This window comes from Pseudohongiella acticola, assembly GCF_001758195.1.
Lineage (GTDB): Bacteria > Pseudomonadota > Gammaproteobacteria > Pseudomonadales > Pseudohongiellaceae > Pseudohongiella > Pseudohongiella acticola.
This window is the reverse complement of record NZ_MASR01000003.1, coordinates 112,290-129,354: the sequence shown is the minus strand read 5'-3', so window position 1 is coordinate 129,354 and position 17,065 is coordinate 112,290. Positions and strand designations below refer to the sequence as shown.

Here is a 17,065-nt window from a genome sequence, read left to right as displayed (position 1 = left end):
ACCCAGCTGTTTAGTCTGACGAATTCAATTTAAGCCCAATTTCAGAGACAGGAAATAAATAACATGGCTAAAGACGTAAAATTTGGTGATTCCGCCCGCCAGAAACTGCTCAAAGGCGTTAATGTACTGGCAGATGCGGTAAAGGTAACCCTCGGCCCCAAAGGCCGTAACGTAGTGCTGGACAAGTCTTTTGGTGCACCCACTGTGACCAAGGACGGCGTTTCCGTAGCCAAGGAAATCGAACTGAAGGACAAGTTCGAAAACATGGGCGCGCAGATGGTCAAGGAAGTTGCTTCACAGACTTCTGATGTCGCCGGTGATGGTACCACCACAGCAACAGTGCTAGCTCAGGCCATCCTCAATGAAGGCCTGAAATCAGTGGCCGCTGGCATGAACCCGATGGACCTCAAGCGCGGCATCGACAAGGCTGTGAAAGCCATGGTTGAAGAAATCGGCAAACTGTCTACGCCATGCGCCAATTCCAGAGCGATTGCCCAGGTAGGTTCTATCTCTGCCAACTCAGACACTGAGATTGGTGAAATCATCGCTGAAGCGATGGAAAAAGTTGGTAAAGAAGGCGTGATCACGGTTGAGGAAGGCTCAGGTTTCGACAACGAACTTGATGTTGTTGAAGGCATGCAGTTCGACCGCGGCTACCTTTCGCCTTATTTCATCAACAACCAGGACAACATGAGCGCGGAACTTGAAAACCCGCACATCCTGCTGGTAGACAAGAAAATCTCCAACATCCGCGAAATGCTGCCGTTGCTGGAAGGCGTAGCCAAATCCGGTCGTCCGCTGCTGGTGATTGCAGAAGACGTGGAAGGCGAAGCGCTGGCGACTCTTATCGTCAATAACATGCGCGGCATTGTTAAAGTGGCTGCGGCCAAGGCACCGGGTTTCGGTGACCGTCGCAAAGCCATGCTGGAAGATATCGCCATTCTGACCGGCGGCACCGTGATCTCGGAAGAAGTAGGTCTGAGCCTGGAGCAGGCCGATGTGTCGCACCTGGGTAGTGCCAAAACAGTGACACTGTCCAAGGAAAACACCATCATTGTTGATGGATCCGGTGACTCCAAAGCGATCGAAGCCCGTGTTGGCCAGATCCGCAAGCAGATCGAAGACACGTCGTCTGATTACGACAAGGAAAAGCTGCAAGAGCGCGTGGCCAAACTGGCTGGCGGTGTTGCCGTGATCAAGGTCGGTGCTGGCACCGAGATGGAAATGAAAGAGAAAAAAGCCCGCGTTGAAGATGCGCTGCACTCAACCCGTGCTGCGGTTGAAGAGGGCGTGGTTCCTGGCGGCGGTGTTGCTCTGGTACGTGCCCTGCAGGCCGTTGAAGGCAAGGTTAAAGGCGACAACGAAGACCAGAATGTTGGTATTGCCCTGTTGCTGCGTGCGGTTACGTCACCGCTGCGTCAGATTGTGAAAAACGCAGGCGATGAGCCTTCGGTGGTTCTGGACAGGGTCAAAGGTCTGGAAGGCAACATGGGTTATAACGCCGCCAATGGCGAATACGTGGACATGGTAGAGCAGGGCATCATTGACCCGGCTAAAGTCACACGTAGTGCGCTTCAGGCTGCCGGATCCGTTGCTGGTCTGATGATCACCACTGAGTGCATGGTCACTGAGATCGTGGAAGACACGCCAGCTGGTGGCGCCCCTGACATGGGCGGCATGGGTGGTATGGGCGGCATGGGTGGTATGGGCGGCATGATGTAAGCCCGGCTCTCCAAAGCCAGATATAAAAAAGGCCAGCGTTTTAGCGCTGGCCTTTTTTTATGGGTTTCCCTTATGGGTCGCCCGTACGAGCTGACAGATCAGGGCTCGCGAGTGCCGTCTATTTCGATAACAACACGACGATCTGGCTGCAGACACTCAATGGTGGCTGCATTGCTACCCAGGTTGCGGCAATCTGATGAATCAAGTATGGATTCGTCGTTGGCAACCCCTCGGGCAGTGATGCTGTTTGCCGGGACACCGCCCTGAACCAGATATGCGCGCACTGATTCAGCTCGGCGCTGAGACAGGTCAAGGTTGTAGTCACGGCTACCGATCCGGTCGGTGTGACCAACCACGATGGCGGCATCGTAATCGAGTTCGTTTATCTGGCGCACCAGCGCGTCGAGCTCCTGGCGACCTGATGCTCTGAGGGTTGAGTCGTCAAAATCAAACAGTACATCGGCTTCCAGTGTTACATTGACAGGCTCTGGTGCCGGTGGTGTAGGCTCAGGCCTTGGTGCCGGTGTCGGGGCTGGTGTCGGAGCGACTGGCGCAGGCGCTGCTGCTCTGCGTCCAAAGCGGTACACGAGACCAACGCTGGCCATGTGCGCGCTGTCGCCGATCATCTGGTTTGATGGCAGATTGAAGTATTCCACTTCTGCACGGGCGGACAGAGCATCGCTGAAAGCATACTCAAGACCAACACCGGCTTTGCCTTCAATATCGCGAGGCGTTCGGCCGTTAAAACCGGTTGCCGGTGTCGTCGGGAAGGTGGAAAACGACTGTGTAACAGACGTATGCGTCACACCGGCCCGCAGCAACGCTGACAGATTGTCGGTAATCGGCATCTTGGTGACCAGATCGAGAGCGAACCCATCCACCGTGGCTCTGCCCCGCATGTTCTGCGCGGGCGCCAGCGTCGCATTGAATTCATAGTCGCCCAGATGGAAGTAGCTGAACTCAGCCGCGAAAATGTCATTTATATCGTAACCAATCAGCAGTTTGCCCGCGCCATCTTCGTCTTCTTTGGTCAGCGTGAGGGCCTGCCGGCCATTGGCCTCAAAGGTATCTGCCACCTCGGCGCGTGATAGGTTGCCATAACTTTCGCCATAATTTGCGCCAAGATAAAAACCACTGTCCTGCGCGAGCGCGAATGAACTGGCAAACAGCATCGGTGTTGACACAATAAAGGCTGCAAGTGAACCTTTGCTAAAGTTTTTGGGGTGCATCATGCGTTTTAACTCCCTTGAGAATGAGTGTACCGTGCAGATTCTTTCTGAACAGGGCAAGAATTGCAAGTTAAACCCGATGCAAAGAGTGTTTTGGTGCCGTAAAACAGTAGTTTTTGGGTGCGCAAATGACTATGCTGGCCTGATTATCTGGGGAGCATTATGGGCTGGGATCCGGTTGTACTGTTTTTTGTGTTTGGTGTGGTCGCAGGGTTGTTACGAAGTGAACTCAAACTACCGCCGGCGCTATATGAGACTCTTTCCATTTTGCTGCTTTTGGCAATCGGCCTGCATGGGGGCGTAGAGCTGGCAGCGCAGGCAAGCCCTGCTCTGGTGGGGCAGATGCTTCTGGTGCTGGTGATGGGTGTTGTGCTGCCCCTGATCGCTTTTCCGCTGCTGCGCGCACTACGCTTCGGCAGAGTGGATGCTGCCAGTGTTGCGGCCCACTATGGCTCAGTTAGTGCCGGCACCTTCGCTGTCGTTGTGGCTTACATGCTTGCCGAAGGTGTCTTCTTTGAAAGTTATATGCCCTTGTTTGTGGCGATTCTGGAAATCCCGGCAATTCTGGTCGGCATCGTACTGGCGCGCGGTCTCAGCACAACCACTAACTGGAGTGAATTGGGGCGCGAGATATTTCTAGGCAAAAGTATTGTCCTGTTGCTGGGCGGCTTATTGATTGGTGTGCTGGCAGGCAAAGAGGCAGTTGCCCCGCTGGAACCTTTATACACCAGTATGTTTGCGCCAGTCCTGGCCCTGTTTCTGCTGGAAATGGGTCTGATTGCTTCGCGACACATGGGTAGTTTGCGTGAGTCAGGGCTGCGCCTGGCGATCTTTGCGCTGGTCATGCCTTGGGTGGGCGCCGCCGTGGGGCTGGGGTTCGCCACCTTAATGGGGCTCTCGGTCGGTGGCGCAGCAATGCTGGCCACGCTGGGCGCGAGCGCGTCCTATATTGCTGTTCCTGCCGCCATGCGTCTGGCCCTGCCTGAGGCCAATCCCTCCCTGTCCCTGGGCGCCTCGCTTGGTATAACCTTTCCTTTTAACATCATCTTTGGCATCCCTTTATACCTGCAGGCCGCCCAATGGCTACAGGCTGGAGTATGAGTATGGCTGACAACAATGGTACCCGCACATTGCTTACCATCATTTGCGAAGCCGTGCTGGAGACGCGCCTGTTGCACGATCTGGAGTCTCTGGGCGCTCCCGGCTGGACCGTGTCCGACGCGCGCGGGCGGGGCAGTCGTGGCATTCGCACTGCGGGCTGGGATAACGACGGTAATGTGCGGGTGGAGGTCGTCTGCGCCCGGGAGCTGGCAGTCAAGCTCAGTGAGCATGTACAGCAGCATTTTTATCAGGATTACGCCATGATCTGCTTTCTAACCCCGGTGGAGGTGCTGAGGCCGCACAAGTTCTGAAACCATTACTGAATTGACCCGTTTTCAGGTATACTACGCGCTTTTTCTTGCACAGGGGCGACTTCTATGTCTGCACTGGTAGGCGTGATCATGGGGTCGAAATCAGACTGGGCTACCATGAGCCACACGGTTGATATGCTGGAACAGCTGGGAATACCACATGAGGCCAAGGTGGTTTCGGCTCACAGAACCCCTGACTTGCTGTTTTCCTACGCAGAGACGGCCGCCGAACGCGGAATTGAAGTGATCATCGCGGGTGCCGGTGGTGCCGCGCATCTGCCGGGTATGTGTGCGGCTAAAACGCATTTGCCAGTGCTCGGTGTGCCGGTGCAGTCATCCATGTTGTCCGGTGTTGATTCATTGCTCTCCATTGTCCAGATGCCTGCCGGCATAGCCGTGGCAACGCTGGCAATCGGGCGAGCCGGTGCGGTGAACGCGGCCTTACTGGCAGCCAGTATTCTGGGTAACAAGTACCCTGAGCATCAGCAGGCGCTGCAGGCGTTCCGTGCCAAGCAGACCAGCAACGTGCTGGACAATTCAGATCCACGACAGGCCTGAACCATCATGAAAATTGGCGTAATCGGTGGTGGCCAGCTGGGACGTATGTTGGCGTTGGCTGGCACTCCACTGGGTATGAAATTTGTTTTTCTGGATCCGGCGCAGGATGCCTGCGCCGCCATGCTGGGTGAACATATCCACGCGGACTACCACGATCATGAGCATCTGCGGCAATTGGCCGATCAGGTCGACATGGTGACATTCGAGTTCGAGAGTGTACCCGCCGATACCGTGGCCTTTCTGTCGCAATTTGTACCGGTCTATCCGTGTGCCGAATCCTTGCGTATTGCCCGTGACCGTCTGCTTGAGAAAAACCTGTTTCGCAATCTTCAGGTGCCGGTGGCACCTTACGCTGCGGTTGACTCGCAGGCTGAGCTTGAACAGGCCGTCGCCAGCATCGGACTGCCGGCTGTGTTGAAGACGCGCACGCTGGGTTACGATGGCAAGGGTCAAAAGGTACTGCGTGCTCCGGTTGATGTCAGCGCCGCATTTGCTGAGCTGGGCAGTGTGCCCTGTATTCTGGAAGACTTTGTTGAATTCAGCGGCGAAGTGTCATTGATTGCAGTGCGTGGCCGCGATGGCGCCTGCCGGTTCTATCCACTGGTCCACAATACCCATAATGACGGTATATTGCGCTTATCCATTGCCAGTGAGCAGCATCCCTTGCAGGCATTGGCTGAGCAGTATACCTCGGCAGTGCTTGAGCATCTGGACTATGTCGGGGTGATGGCGTTCGAATTTTTTGAAGTCGATGGCGGACTCAAAGCCAATGAGATTGCGCCCAGGGTACATAACTCCGGGCACTGGACAATTGAAGGGGCCGAGTGCAGTCAATTCGAAAATCACTTGCGGGCGATTACCGGTTTACCCTTGGGTTCCACCAGGAAGCTTGGTGAAAGCGCCATGGTTAACTTTATTGGCTGTGTGCCAGAAATAGCCAGGCTCGCAGCCATTGCTGACTGCCATGTGCATGACTACGGCAAGGCCTTCAAGGACGGCCGCAAGGTCGGACACGCTACTGTGCGTAGTGTCGATTCTGATACGCTGCACCGCCAGCTGGATGAAATCAGTCTGCTGATGGCAGCTGACAATTAATCTGCGCCTGTGGTACAACACTCAAAACCTAAGCCACAGGTGACAAGATGCTGACCCGCACAATGGTTAAACGCCGCTCCATTCGTTCCCGATTTCTGAGCTGGTTCCTGCGCCGCCGTTTCAAACCAAAACTGTTACGCCCTGACTTCGATCCGGCCCGGTTTCGCAAAATGCTGGACCGCGATATGGGTAAAAACCCGATTGCCAGTGATGTAGACATAACGCCACTGCAGCATGAAGCGGTCAATGGCGAATGGATATTGCCAGCAGCGTGCACCAGTAAACGAGTTGTACTTTACAGTCACGGCGGCGGCTACCTGTTTGGTTCACCGCTGTCTTACCGGGCGTTTACCTCGCGGCTGGCTGTGGCCTGCGATGCCAGGGTATTTGTACTGGATTATCGACTGGCGCCGGAGCATCCGTTCCCGGCTGCCGCCGATGATGTTATCGCGGCATACCGATACCTGTTAACTGAGCATGATCCTGCCGATATCGTGCTGGCAGGTGATTCCGCCGGTGCAGGTTTGTCCCTCTCGCTGCTGGTGCAAATACGTGCGCTCGGTCTGCCGATGCCGGTAGCGGCGGTGCTGCTGTCTCCATACGCTGATCTTGCCGTTACCGGAGAATCTGCGGACAGCAACACACGCACCTGTGCCATGTTCAGTGGTGACGCAATCCGCCGGGCGGCGGCAACGTATCTCAATGGCGCACATGCCCTGGACGCCCGCGCATCACCTTTATATGCTGAATACGCCGACTTCCCACCAATGCTTATTTACGTCAGTGACACTGAGGTGCTGCGTGACGATGGCTTGCGTGTAGCAGAGCGGGCGGCAGCGGCGGAGGTACCGGTAGATCTGCGCATCTGGCGCGGCCAGCCTCATGTCTGGCCATTGTTTGTACCCATGTTGCCGGAAGCAAATCAGGCATTGAGTGAAATCGGCGAGTATATTAAAGAGCAGGCCAGGTAAGCGTCTCTTGCTTGCTGATTTGGGGGTCAGGGCTCACGCAGAATCAACTCTACACGACGGTTGCCAGCGCGGCTTTCAGGCGTGTCGTTGGCCTGCAGTGGCCGGGTATCGGCATAACCCACTGCGCGCATGCGGGTTGCGTCTATGCCGTCATACTCCAGGTAACGCAGCACTGAAATGGCGCGATCGCTGGACAGTTCCCAGTTGGACGGAAACTGTGGCGTATTGATAGGGATGTTATCAGTATGCCCCTCGATGGAGATCTCACCCTCAAAGGCATTGAGAAACCCGGTCAACTGACTGATCAGCACCATGCCCTCATACCTCAGCTCTGCCTGCCCACTGGCGAACAATAAATTGTCCGAGATGCGCAAGGTCAGGCCCTCGCGTCCGGGTTCGGCATCAACGCCCTGCAGCGACAGTGAATTCAGGCTGTTTTCCAGGTCGCCGAAGCGTTCGTCAGCGTCGTCATCGGTACCTTCGTCCTCAGCATCCGGTGCTGACTCTCCCGATCTTCCCTGAAGCAGGCTGTTGTATTCGGGTAGTACACCGATGCCGCCAGGCATCACGCCACCGGTTTCATCCAGTGGCGTCTGTGCAGTTGCCCCTGCGTCCGAGCCGGCGGATCCGGTCTGTGATACCGCATCAGGCGTGTCGTCATCGTCGGTCTTGGGCTCGCTCATTGCCAGCAGCAGCACAAAAAAAGCGATCAGCAAGGTCAGCACGTCCAGGTAGCTGAGCATCCAGCTATTGTCAGTGCTGTCGGATGATCCGGAGTCGTCGCCGATCATGTCGACGGCATAACGGCTATTTTCCACGCACAGCTCCCTTCATGGGCGGCATGCCTTTGTCGCGTATTTCATCCTGGTAGGTGGCGGCAAATGATTTTAGCGTATCTTCAATGAATGAAGGCGGCCGCCGCTTGCTCATCATGGCAATGCCTTCCAGTACCATGTTCATGGCGATCAGTCGCTCCTCAGTGCGCCTTTCAAGTTTAACCGCGATCGGTTGCAGGAAAACGTTGCCCAGCAGAATGCCGTAGAAGGTCGTCAGCAGCGCCACCGCCATTTGTGGGCCAATCAGGTCGAGACTGCCAGAGTCCATGACTGCCAGCATATTGACCAGACCCACCAGTGTGCCAATCATGCCGAACGCGGCGGCGTAGGTCGACATGGTGCGGAATATGTGTGCCTCTGCCCGTTCGCGCGCCTTGACGCGGGCGATGCGCCAGCGCAGTGTGTCGACAATTTCCTGTTCATCGGTATTGGCGATGACCAGTTGAATGCCGGTGCGCAGGAATGGGTTTTTGATTTTTGCCAGCGCGTCGTCAACATCCTTGATATTGCCCTGAAACCAGAGCCGTGATACCTGCACCATCTCTTTGATGTCATCGCGGGAATAGGTATTTTCGCGACGAAAAACCAGCGCCACCAGTCCGAAAACACGAACGACCTCTTTCAGGGGGTAACTGATGAAGGTGGCTGCCATGGTGCCGGTAATGACAATCGCCAGACCGGGCAGGTTGAGAAAACTGGACTCGGACTCCGCAGAGAAGAACAGAACACTGCCCAACAGCGCAATACTGGCGAGCATGCCAATGATGGTGGATGGATTCATGCGGTGTCCTGTATGTCTGGCGTGAGTTTGGTACTAAAAGTTAAGGCTTTAACGCAAATACTATCGGCGGTTTGCTGACAATCTTTAGCTGGCTGGCGACCTGCGTAGTATTTTTCTGATAATGGCTCAAGTTTTCCGCGATCCGGTCGTAATGAGTGGAGCGGGGTGGATGAATCTGCCTCCATTCGGCATCTGCAGTAGCCTTGCCGGGCTTTATTTTCCGGCCTGACAGGTGTTGTTTGTCAGCGTACACACTGACACTTCCTATTACCGATATTCAGATAATATTTAGCCAATTTTATGAAGAATCTATCGATCGTGCTGAAAATCTGGCTCGTACTTGGTCTGGCCGTCATTTCCTTTACGACCGTCGTTGCCGTCAGTGTGTTTTTTACTGCCAGAAACAACATGACAACTCAGGAAATGGGCGATTTCATGTACGAAACCTCCAAAACTGGCCTCTCAGGTCAGAACCGAGTTTCGCGCCGCCGATGAGTTTTTCACCCAGGCTGTTACCTTGTCCGACCCTGACCTGTTGGCGACTGCTCAGCAGAATAGTGACGCGCTCGTGGCTACCATCGATCGCCTGATCACACTGAATCCGCGCAACGCAAGCCAGCTTCGAACGCTTCAGGATGACACTGCACGGTACGCAGAAATATCCGCGGCGATCGCTCAGGATTTTATCGACGGCATCGTTGACTTTAACTCCATTCAATCGGATATCGCAACCAAAACAGAACTGTTTGAACAGTTGAGTCAACAGTTTGAAGACTTTGAAACACGCGCCGATGAACAGTTTTCCCAAGCGATTGACGCCCTGTCGGAGAATATGAATTTTGCCCTGGTTTTTATGCTGGTGCTGGGCGGCGTATTGTTGTTGCTGACCATCAGTATCGGACATTATACAGCGCACCGCATCAGTGCCTCAGCCAGAGGGCTGGGCGAGTCGCTTGCCGAGCTTGCCAGCGGCAAGGGCAGCCTGGCTAGTCGGCTGCCTGTCTTCGGCAACGATGAGCTGGGAGTTGTTGCCACTGAGTTCAATCAGTTCATTGCGATGTTGCAGACTTCCTTTAATGACCTGACCAGTATTATCGAGCCATTAACGGCCAGCGCTCACAATCTGACGCGTGGTATGGATCGTCTGGACGAGATGACCACCGAACAGACATCGGACTCGCAGATTGTCACCCAGAGCATGTCTGAGCTGCAGTTGTCGGTTCGTGAAATCAGCCAGTCGGCCAGCAACGCTGCCAGAAATGCCGAAAGTGGACACGACCTGTCTCAGACTGGCCAGGAGAAAACGTCGACGGTAGTTTCCTATTCCAAAAAACTGTCCAATGAGATACGCCAGACACAGAACGTTATCTCGGATCTGGCCGTTCGCACCAAGGATGCCACAGAAATCCTGAAAAGCATCAATGACATTGCTGACCAGACCAATCTGTTGGCATTGAATGCGGCGATTGAAGCCGCGCGAGCCGGTGAACAGGGCCGGGGCTTCTCCGTCGTTGCTGACGAAGTCAGAAGTCTGTCACTGAAAACAGCGAACTCGGTAACCCTGATTCAGGACGTGCTCAAGCAGTTAAACGACAACGTTTCATCGGCTGTAGGCATGATGCGAGTAGCTGTCGGCGTCGCGGAGGAGTCAGAGGCACTTGCCAGTGATGCAGGAGATACCATCCTGAAAATCAATAACGAAATTGAGCAGATCAGTCTGTTGAATACGCAGATTGCTGCAGCAACGGAGCAGCAATCAATGGCAACGGAACAGATTGTCGCCAATACCAGCAAAATGACCTCGTCATTTACTGAAGCAAAAAGTATTCAGGTATCTGTGTACGACATTTCAGACAAGCTCAAGAGCCTGTCTGATTCACTGGTATCAGTCAGCTCGAAGTTTGAAACGTAAGATTATCCATGATGAACACCTCAATTCCTGGGGTGGGACTACACGAAAGAAGAGGGGAAAATGGTTAAGTATTTGGGTATGGCGGCACTCGCCGCTGCGATGTCGAGTGCGTCATTTGCAGACGTCAACATTAACGGCTTTGCATCAATCAAAGCAGGCGCAACCACGGGTAGCAACGATAGTCTGTACGGCTACGATGACAGCTTCGACATGAAAAACGAAAGCCTGTTTGCTATTCAGGTACAGTCAGATCTGGGCGACGACCTGTCGGTCACCGGCCAGTTGCTGGGACGTGGCGTTGATGACTTTGATGTCGACTTCGAATGGGCATTCCTGACCTATGACTTTGACGACCAGACAAGTATCAGTGCCGGCCGCCTGCGCACACCTTTTTTCCAGTACTCCGATTTCCTTGACGTTGGTTACGCTTATGACTGGATGCGACCACCGCAGAGCGTCTATGGACTGGGCTTTGAGAATATTGAAGGGCTGACACTGTACCGTACCGGGCAGATTGGTGGCTTCGAGTCGAGCCTGCAATTTGTGTTCGGCAATTATGATTCCGAAATCCAGTTTTCTGGCACAGAGATCGACGCCAAGATTGACAGTATTACCGGTGCCTCATGGACATTGAGCCAGGGTTCACTGAGCGGTCGAGTGGCTTATCTGGTTGGCGAAACAACGTTCCAGACTGATCCCGTTGAGCTGGCGCCCGGTTTCTCGTTTGGCAATCTGTTTGCGGCGCTGAACCAGGCAGGATTGTCAGGCCTTGTTTCCGGACTTGATATTCAGGAAGAGGATTCCAGTTTCCTTGGTTTCGGTTTGACCTATGACAGCGCCAACTGGATTATCGTGTCCGAGTTTACCAGGGTTGAGGTCGAAAACAGCTTCGTTGCGGAACAGGATAGCTACTACCTGTCGGTTGGTCGACGATTTGGCAGCCTCACGCCATACCTGTCTTACGAGAAGGATGACAATGAAGCACAGACGGACATTTATGCCGGTTTCCAGACAGTTTTGCCAGCTCAAGTGTTTGTTCCGGTAAAGGCACTGGTAGACAGTCAGAAATCGGAAACTGAAACCTGGAATGCGGGTTTCCGTTATGACTTCCATCCGTCGGCTGCGTTCAAGGCGCAATATACGGAACAGGACAATCAATTGACCGGCAATCGCAGGTCTTTACTGTCTGTTGGCGTTGATCTGGTATTCTGAGGAGAAGCAAATGTTGAATAAAATTCTTGTCCTGCTGTGTCTGACCATGGCATGGCCTGCGTACGCTGACATCGCTGTGATTGTGCATCCGTCCAGCTCTGCTGAAATTGATGTTGATGAGCTTAACAGGCTCTACACGGGGCGCTCGTCAGCCTTGACCGCGGTTAATCTGCAGGAAGGGCTTGCCATGCGTTCCGAATTTGACGAAAAAGGCGCAGGCAGGGCTTCGGCGCAGTTAAAGGCGCATTGGTCAAAACTCGTGTTCACTGGCAAAGGCACGCCACCTGCTGAGGTGGCGAACGAAGCAGCCATGCTAAGCCATGTCGCATCCAATCCGGATGCCATTGGTTATGTCGATGCTGGCAGTGTTGACGACTCGGTCAAAGTGATACTGACACTCCAGTAAGTACTTCTCCTGAGCGCCACGGTGGTCTACACTAAGCGCTGTTGAACCGGAGATTGCAGTGCCGAGAATCAATAATGCAGGAAACCTGCTGATTCTGTTAGTGGGTGCAATAGCCTTTCTGGCACCATTATTCGCGGGCATCTGGTATGCCCGCGATAATGCTATTTCCCAGCAGCGTGAGTATCTGCAGAGTACTGCCAGCAGTGTTCTGGCAAGAGCATTACAGATTGGTGGACAGCATCGAGCTGTCGTTGAGCAACTGTCCGCTTTCATTGATGCCCCGTGCTCAGACAACGCACTTCGCGCCATGCGAATCAGTGCACTGTCCTATCGCTATATTCAAAGTGCGCTGTATATCCGTGACGGTCAGGTCCTGTGCTCGAGCATCGACGTGCACGATCCGCCCTTTTTTCTGGGGAGCGCACCAGGTCGCAACCTTCAGGGCACCCGGGCCTGGGCGGACATCACGTTGCCGTGGGCGCCGCAAGCTCAACCATTACTGATCGCACAGGCGGATACCGGATTTGGCGTTGCCCTGGACGCAGATGAAGTGTTTTTTGGAATCGACCCGACACAGTTCGGAGTCGTAGTATTTGAGCGCGTTGAAAGCGGTACACAACGACTGGCGGAGTTTGGCCATCTGGTACCTAATCAAGCCCTCGCCGATGAAATCAGTGGTCGCACCTCGGGCGCGTTTGTAGCCGGTGATCTGGTGGGTCATTTTGATTCCGACTTCAATGATTTCACGCTCGGTGCGATTGTTGTCACCCCGGCGAATACGGTTAACGCTGGCCTGTGGGGTCAATTGCTCCGGGTTTTTCCGTTTACCCTATTCGGTAGTGTGGTGATTTTTTTATTGGTGACTCGTCTGCTTTCACGACGTCGTTCGATCAGTAAAGACCTTCAGATGGCCATCAGGCAACACGAGTTCTACCTCGATTATCAACCTATCCTGGATATTGAAACTCAGCGCTGTATTGGTGCTGAAGCATTGTTACGTTGGCGCAGGAATGGCGAAGTGATCGCGCCCGACATATTTATTCCTCTGGCTGAGAGTAACGGCGTAATGACATTGTTGACTGACGAGGTTTTTCGTCTGGCTGCTCGCGATATGTCAAAAGTAATGCAGGACTCCGAAGACTTCTATCTGTCCATCAACCTGAGTGGTCACGACCTGACCGTACCCGGGTTGACGGAGAGGCTGCGACATATGCTGGAAGCATTTGGCCTGGCAGGCGACCGTTTTATGTTGGAAGTTACCGAAAGCAGCTTCGTCGACAATGAGCACTCACGAGAACTCATTCGGGAAGTCAGGCGTCTCGGGTTTAAAGTGGCGATTGACGATTTTGGCACCGGATTCTCAAATTTTGCCTATCTGCAGCGCTATGAATTCGACTTCCTGAAACTCGATCGGCTGTTCGTTGAAACGATCAGTGTCGATGATGTTCGGAGCAACCTTGTTTTTCACCTGATTGAACTGGCGGAAAAGTTGAATGTGCAGGTGATAGCGGAGGGTGTAGAGGAATCTGAGCAGGCGGTGAAACTGCTGGAGAAGGGTGTCAGTCGCGCGCAGGGCTGGCTTTACGGCAGGCCCTGTCGCGCACGCAGGTTTATCAGAGATTTCTGCAAACCTGCGGCGCCTTTGACTGTCTGAGCATTAACAGTCTGATCAGGGATGCTCTGAAAAGTCAGGGCCGTGTCGTGACCGTGTCAGTCGACACAGGCGCATGTAGCTGCCCCAGTCCGCGATTGGCCCGCCGTCGGCCCAGCCTCAGCACAATGGGTGCCGCGATAAAAATCGACGAGTTGGTACTGATGATGATGCCGAACAACATGGGCAAGGCAAAGCTGGACACCGCGCTGCCCCCGGCCACGGCCATGGGCAGGATAGCGACAAGCGTGCTGCCGGACGTGAACACGGTTCGGGTCAAGGTGGCACTGATACTCCGGTCGACCAGTTTCGCCAGATCCTGATCGGGTTTGGCATGCAGATTTTCCCGAATCCGGTCAAAAACCACGACTTTGTCATTGACCGAGTACCCTATCAGGGCAAGCAGTGCGGCCACTGCTGTCAGGTTGAATTCCACTCCGCTAAGCGCAAAGAAACCCAGAGTTTTGGTCAGGTCCAGGGCAATGGTGATAACCGCTGCCACGGCGAAGTGGTTTTCGAAGCGATACCATAAATAGAACAGCATGCCTGCGCCGGCAAGCAGGACTGCGAGTATGCTCATGTCGGCAAAATCACCACTGACACGTGGGCCCACCATGTCGGTACGCTGGAACTCGGCATCTGGCGCAGCCTGCAACACGGCGGCACGCATGTTGTTCATCACCTGGCTGTTGTCGGCATCTTCCTGAATCGCCTGGCGCAATTGATAGGTGTCGCTGGCGATGGCGTTGCCGCCGGCACTGGCAGTTTCCTGGACTGAAATATCAGGCAGTCCGGCATTGACAAGGCTGCTGCGTAACTGTTCGATTGACGTGTCAGGTGCCTTGATTTCGACCAGGGCGCCCCCGCTGAAATCAATGCCAAAATCCAGGCCGGGATATACCAGGAGGGCAATTGACGCCACTGACAGAATCGCAGATATCACCAGACCGGCGGCACTGGCACGCATGAAATTAATGACCTGTTTGCCGCTGCTGAATTTGTTAGCCAACCGGTCAAACAACGGCAGACCGGTTATAGACAGCGTTTTCTTGCCGGACAGGCGTATGCGCCACTCCATCAGCACGCGAGTGAACGCCACCGAGGTGAACAACGACGTCAACAGACCGATGCCCATGGTGACCGCAAATCCGCGCACCGGACCTGAACCCATGGTAAACAGAAGGCTGATGGCGATCAGTGTTGTGATATTGGAATCGATAATGGTGCCATAGGCTTTGCGGAAACCATTGTCCAATGACAACCATGGCGTTTTGCCCTGGCGCAATTCATCCCGGATGCGTTCATTGATCAGGATATTGGCGTCCACTGCCATGCCCATGACCAGTATGAGGCCGGCAATACCGGGCAGTGTCAGGGTGGCGCCAAGCAGACTGAGCACACCAAAGATCAGCCCCACATTGACACTCAGGCTGAGCCAGGCGATCAGCCCCCAACTGCCGTACGCAGTCACCATAAAGGCCAATACCAGCGCGGCACCAACAAGACCAGCGAGCAGCCCCATGTTGATGGAGTCGCTGCCCAGGCTGGGCCCGACACTACGCTCTTCGATTACATCAAGCGCCGCCGGCAGGGCCCCTGCACGCAACAGCATGGCCAGGTCGGTGGCGTCTACGGCGCTAAAGCCTCCGCTGATTTCTCCGCTACCGGTAGTGATGGCGCTGCGGATGACCGGCGCAGTAATCACTTTGTCATCAAGCACCACCGCCAATGCCCGCCCAATGTTGGCCTGGGTCATGTCGCCAAACTGGCGACCGCCGGTTTTGTCGAGCACAAAATTGACTACCGGCTGGCCTGTCTGCTGTTGTAACACCATGTTGGCATTGCGTACGTGCCGCCCTTCCATGGCAATTTTCCGCTCCAGACGGTACACCTGGCTTGGGCTCTGGTCCGTTTCTGGGCCGTCCTCCGGGCGATCCTCCAGGCCTCGCAACTCGATTACGTCGGTGGATGTGCTGTCCGCCAGCCAGTGAAAGTTCATCTGGGCGGTGGTTCCCAGCAGCTCTTTTACTCGTTGTGGATCACTCACGCCCGGTAACTGCACAACAATGCTGTCCTGGCCCTGTCGGGTAATGCTGGGCTCCACCATGCCGGTTTCATCCAGGCGCCGGTGGACAATATCCAGGCTTTGCGTCACCGCATCCTGCTGCAGCGCCTCGCGATGTACCTGGGTCATGCTTAGCGTAAGCGTATTGTTGTCACGAGCAAGGGTATACGCCGGGGCACCGCTCTGGCTCTCAGCCAGGGTGTCACGGGCTACCTGGGTCAGTACGTCCATGTCGCCGGCGTCGCGCAGGCTAATGTGGATGCCGCCCTGGTCTACTCTGGGTTTCAGGTAACGAATATCAGCCTGACGCAGATTGTCGGTGAGTACATCTGCCATTTGCTGATTCTCGTTTTGCAGCAGCTCCTCCATGTCCACAGCCAGCAGCAGATGAGAGCCACCACGCAGGTCCAGCCCCAGGCTGAACTGATTGCTGTCATACCAGTCCGGCAGATACGGCCGGTCTTCGCCAGGCAGGAAAGAAGGCAGGGCGCTGAGAAATCCCAATAAAATAATGCAGCCGTACCACAGGGTACGTTTGGTTAAAGCACGCATAAAGTCCTCGCTGAAACTTAAAAACAGAAAAAGTTTGTTGTCTCAGGAGGTCAGCGGAGGGGCGCGGGGAGTGCCGGTGAGTGAGTAGAAGGACGGCACACGCGTGTGCGTGCCTGGTGCGTAACCTTGCGCCGCCACGCTTGAAATCCCGCCATGAGGGGATGCAGTGTTAACAGCAATATCAGCAGTGCTTTCGTTACCGTCACCGTTAGAAAAACTGAACGTGAACAGTCTGGCCTGTTGTGGCCGCCACAGCCGGGATAGCAGATTAACATTGTTGCCAGCACCCGCTGTCTGCTCCTGATCGGGCAGTGCCGGTGCACCCTGCATCGGGAAGGCATCTTTTGTCAGCGACGAGTCAACAAAACGTTGATCACCTGTCGCAAAACCGGAAGCACCCGCCAGACAGCACAACACCAACACAAAAGCACGCAGGCCAGCATTGACAGTCAGCATCCGGGATGGGTGATGTGGTTTGATAGTTGGGTTACTCACACTATGGCTTATACGCTTGACATGAGGGGGTGGCAAGCGAATTTCAAGTGCCTGTCAATCCAGACCCGGTACCCGATGCATTGTCATGCCGTGGTTTTTATTGGAAATCCTGCGCATTGCCCAAGACGGCCTGGACTTCTATACTGGCGATCATGATAACAACAATGC

The 17,065-nt window shown here is 54.6% G+C and carries 15 protein-coding genes; 10 read left to right on the top strand and 5 right to left on the bottom strand.

Going from position 1 to position 17,065, the window contains the following annotated elements; all coding sequences use genetic code 11:
- The first annotated feature begins 63 nt into the window (after positions 1-63).
- Positions 64-1,722, top strand: a complete 1,659-nt coding sequence (gene groL, locus PHACT_RS14775; RefSeq protein WP_070119048.1) for a chaperonin GroEL — start codon at positions 64-66, stop codon at positions 1,720-1,722.
- Positions 1,723-1,820: 98 nt separating this feature from the next.
- Here the strand turns inward: groL and PHACT_RS14770 are convergent, their stop codons facing one another.
- On the bottom strand, positions 1,821-2,954 hold the full coding sequence (locus PHACT_RS14770; RefSeq protein ID WP_070119047.1) for an OmpA family protein: 1,134 nt from the start codon (positions 2,952-2,954) through the stop codon (positions 1,821-1,823).
- Between the two features lie 159 nt (positions 2,955-3,113).
- Here PHACT_RS14770 and PHACT_RS14765 point away from each other — a divergent pair, with 159 nt between their 5' ends.
- From PHACT_RS14765 to PHACT_RS14745, 5 genes are all read left to right on the top strand, one after another.
- On the top strand, positions 3,114-4,052 hold the full coding sequence (locus PHACT_RS14765) for a sodium-dependent bicarbonate transport family permease (RefSeq protein ID WP_070119046.1): 939 nt from the start codon (positions 3,114-3,116) through the stop codon (positions 4,050-4,052).
- Between the two features lie 2 nt (positions 4,053-4,054).
- Complete coding sequence (locus PHACT_RS14760) at positions 4,055-4,363, top strand: P-II family nitrogen regulator (protein ID WP_070119045.1); 309 nt, start codon at positions 4,055-4,057, stop codon at positions 4,361-4,363.
- Between the two features lie 66 nt (positions 4,364-4,429).
- Positions 4,430-4,921, top strand: a complete 492-nt coding sequence (gene purE / locus PHACT_RS14755; RefSeq protein WP_070119044.1) for a 5-(carboxyamino)imidazole ribonucleotide mutase — start codon at positions 4,430-4,432, stop codon at positions 4,919-4,921.
- A gap of 6 nt (positions 4,922-4,927) precedes the next feature.
- Positions 4,928-6,016, top strand: a complete 1,089-nt coding sequence (locus PHACT_RS14750; RefSeq protein WP_070119043.1) for a 5-(carboxyamino)imidazole ribonucleotide synthase — start codon at positions 4,928-4,930, stop codon at positions 6,014-6,016.
- 47 nt (positions 6,017-6,063) lie between these two features.
- Positions 6,064-6,987 carry an alpha/beta hydrolase gene (locus tag PHACT_RS14745; protein ID WP_083264697.1) on the top strand — a complete coding sequence of 308 codons (924 nt, stop codon included), beginning with the start codon at positions 6,064-6,066 and terminating at the stop codon, positions 6,985-6,987.
- A gap of 26 nt (positions 6,988-7,013) precedes the next feature.
- Here the strand turns inward: PHACT_RS14745 and PHACT_RS14740 are convergent, their stop codons facing one another.
- Positions 7,014-7,805, bottom strand: a complete 792-nt coding sequence (locus tag PHACT_RS14740) for an OmpA/MotB family protein (protein WP_245730824.1) — start codon at positions 7,803-7,805, stop codon at positions 7,014-7,016.
- Positions 7,795-8,604: a motility protein A gene (locus PHACT_RS14735; RefSeq protein ID WP_070119042.1), complete on the bottom strand. Its 810-nt coding sequence runs from the start codon at positions 8,602-8,604 to the stop codon at positions 7,795-7,797. Before PHACT_RS14735 ends, PHACT_RS14740 begins: the two co-directional genes overlap by 11 nt.
- A 517-nt stretch (positions 8,605-9,121) precedes the next feature.
- Here PHACT_RS14735 and PHACT_RS14730 point away from each other — a divergent pair.
- From PHACT_RS14730 to PHACT_RS14715, 4 genes are read left to right on the top strand one after another with little or no spacing between them, the layout of a single operon-like run.
- On the top strand, positions 9,122-10,516 hold the full coding sequence (locus PHACT_RS14730; RefSeq protein WP_245730823.1) for a methyl-accepting chemotaxis protein: 1,395 nt from the start codon (positions 9,122-9,124) through the stop codon (positions 10,514-10,516).
- A 60-nt stretch (positions 10,517-10,576) separates the two neighbouring features.
- Positions 10,577-11,728, top strand: coding sequence for a porin (locus PHACT_RS14725; RefSeq protein WP_070119041.1), 1,152 nt, complete (start codon positions 10,577-10,579; stop codon positions 11,726-11,728).
- A gap of 10 nt (positions 11,729-11,738) precedes the next feature.
- Positions 11,739-12,134, top strand: coding sequence for a type 2 periplasmic-binding domain-containing protein (locus PHACT_RS14720; protein WP_070119040.1), 396 nt, complete (start codon positions 11,739-11,741; stop codon positions 12,132-12,134).
- 58 nt (positions 12,135-12,192) lie between these two features.
- Positions 12,193-13,788 (top strand): EAL domain-containing protein, encoded by a 1,596-nt coding sequence (locus PHACT_RS14715; protein WP_070119039.1) that lies wholly within the window; start codon positions 12,193-12,195, stop codon positions 13,786-13,788.
- 34 nt (positions 13,789-13,822) lie between these two features.
- On the opposite strand, the gene secD is transcribed toward PHACT_RS14715, so the two are convergent.
- Positions 13,823-16,402 carry a protein translocase subunit SecD gene (secD, locus tag PHACT_RS14710; RefSeq protein WP_070119038.1) on the bottom strand — a complete coding sequence of 860 codons (2,580 nt, stop codon included), beginning with the start codon at positions 16,400-16,402 and terminating at the stop codon, positions 13,823-13,825.
- A gap of 42 nt (positions 16,403-16,444) precedes the next feature.
- Positions 16,445-16,858 (bottom strand): hypothetical protein, encoded by a 414-nt coding sequence (locus tag PHACT_RS14705; RefSeq protein ID WP_070119037.1) that lies wholly within the window; start codon positions 16,856-16,858, stop codon positions 16,445-16,447.
- Positions 16,859-17,065 lie beyond the last annotated feature (207 nt).

Bases quoted from the DNA above. Each gene is read 5' to 3' on its own strand.
- PHACT_RS14760 (WP_070119045.1), top strand. From the start codon at position 4,055: ATGGCTGACAACAATGGTACCCGCACATTGCTTACCATCATTTGCGAA.
- PHACT_RS14705 (WP_070119037.1), bottom strand. From the start codon at position 16,858: ATGCTGACTGTCAATGCTGGCCTGCGTGCTTTTGTGTTGGTGTTGTGC.
- PHACT_RS14770 (WP_070119047.1), bottom strand. From the start codon at position 2,954: ATGATGCACCCCAAAAACTTTAGCAAAGGTTCACTTGCAGCCTTTATT.
- PHACT_RS14765 (WP_070119046.1), top strand. From the start codon at position 3,114: ATGGGCTGGGATCCGGTTGTACTGTTTTTTGTGTTTGGTGTGGTCGCA.
- PHACT_RS14725 (WP_070119041.1), top strand. From the start codon at position 10,577: ATGGTTAAGTATTTGGGTATGGCGGCACTCGCCGCTGCGATGTCGAGT.
- PHACT_RS14745 (WP_083264697.1), top strand. From the start codon at position 6,064: ATGCTGACCCGCACAATGGTTAAACGCCGCTCCATTCGTTCCCGATTT.
- groL (WP_070119048.1), top strand. From the start codon at position 64: ATGGCTAAAGACGTAAAATTTGGTGATTCCGCCCGCCAGAAACTGCTC.
- PHACT_RS14720 (WP_070119040.1), top strand. From the start codon at position 11,739: ATGTTGAATAAAATTCTTGTCCTGCTGTGTCTGACCATGGCATGGCCT.
- secD (WP_070119038.1), bottom strand. From the start codon at position 16,402: ATGCGTGCTTTAACCAAACGTACCCTGTGGTACGGCTGCATTATTTTA.
- purE (WP_070119044.1), top strand. From the start codon at position 4,430: ATGTCTGCACTGGTAGGCGTGATCATGGGGTCGAAATCAGACTGGGCT.
- PHACT_RS14750 (WP_070119043.1), top strand. From the start codon at position 4,928: ATGAAAATTGGCGTAATCGGTGGTGGCCAGCTGGGACGTATGTTGGCG.
- PHACT_RS14735 (WP_070119042.1), bottom strand. From the start codon at position 8,604: ATGAATCCATCCACCATCATTGGCATGCTCGCCAGTATTGCGCTGTTG.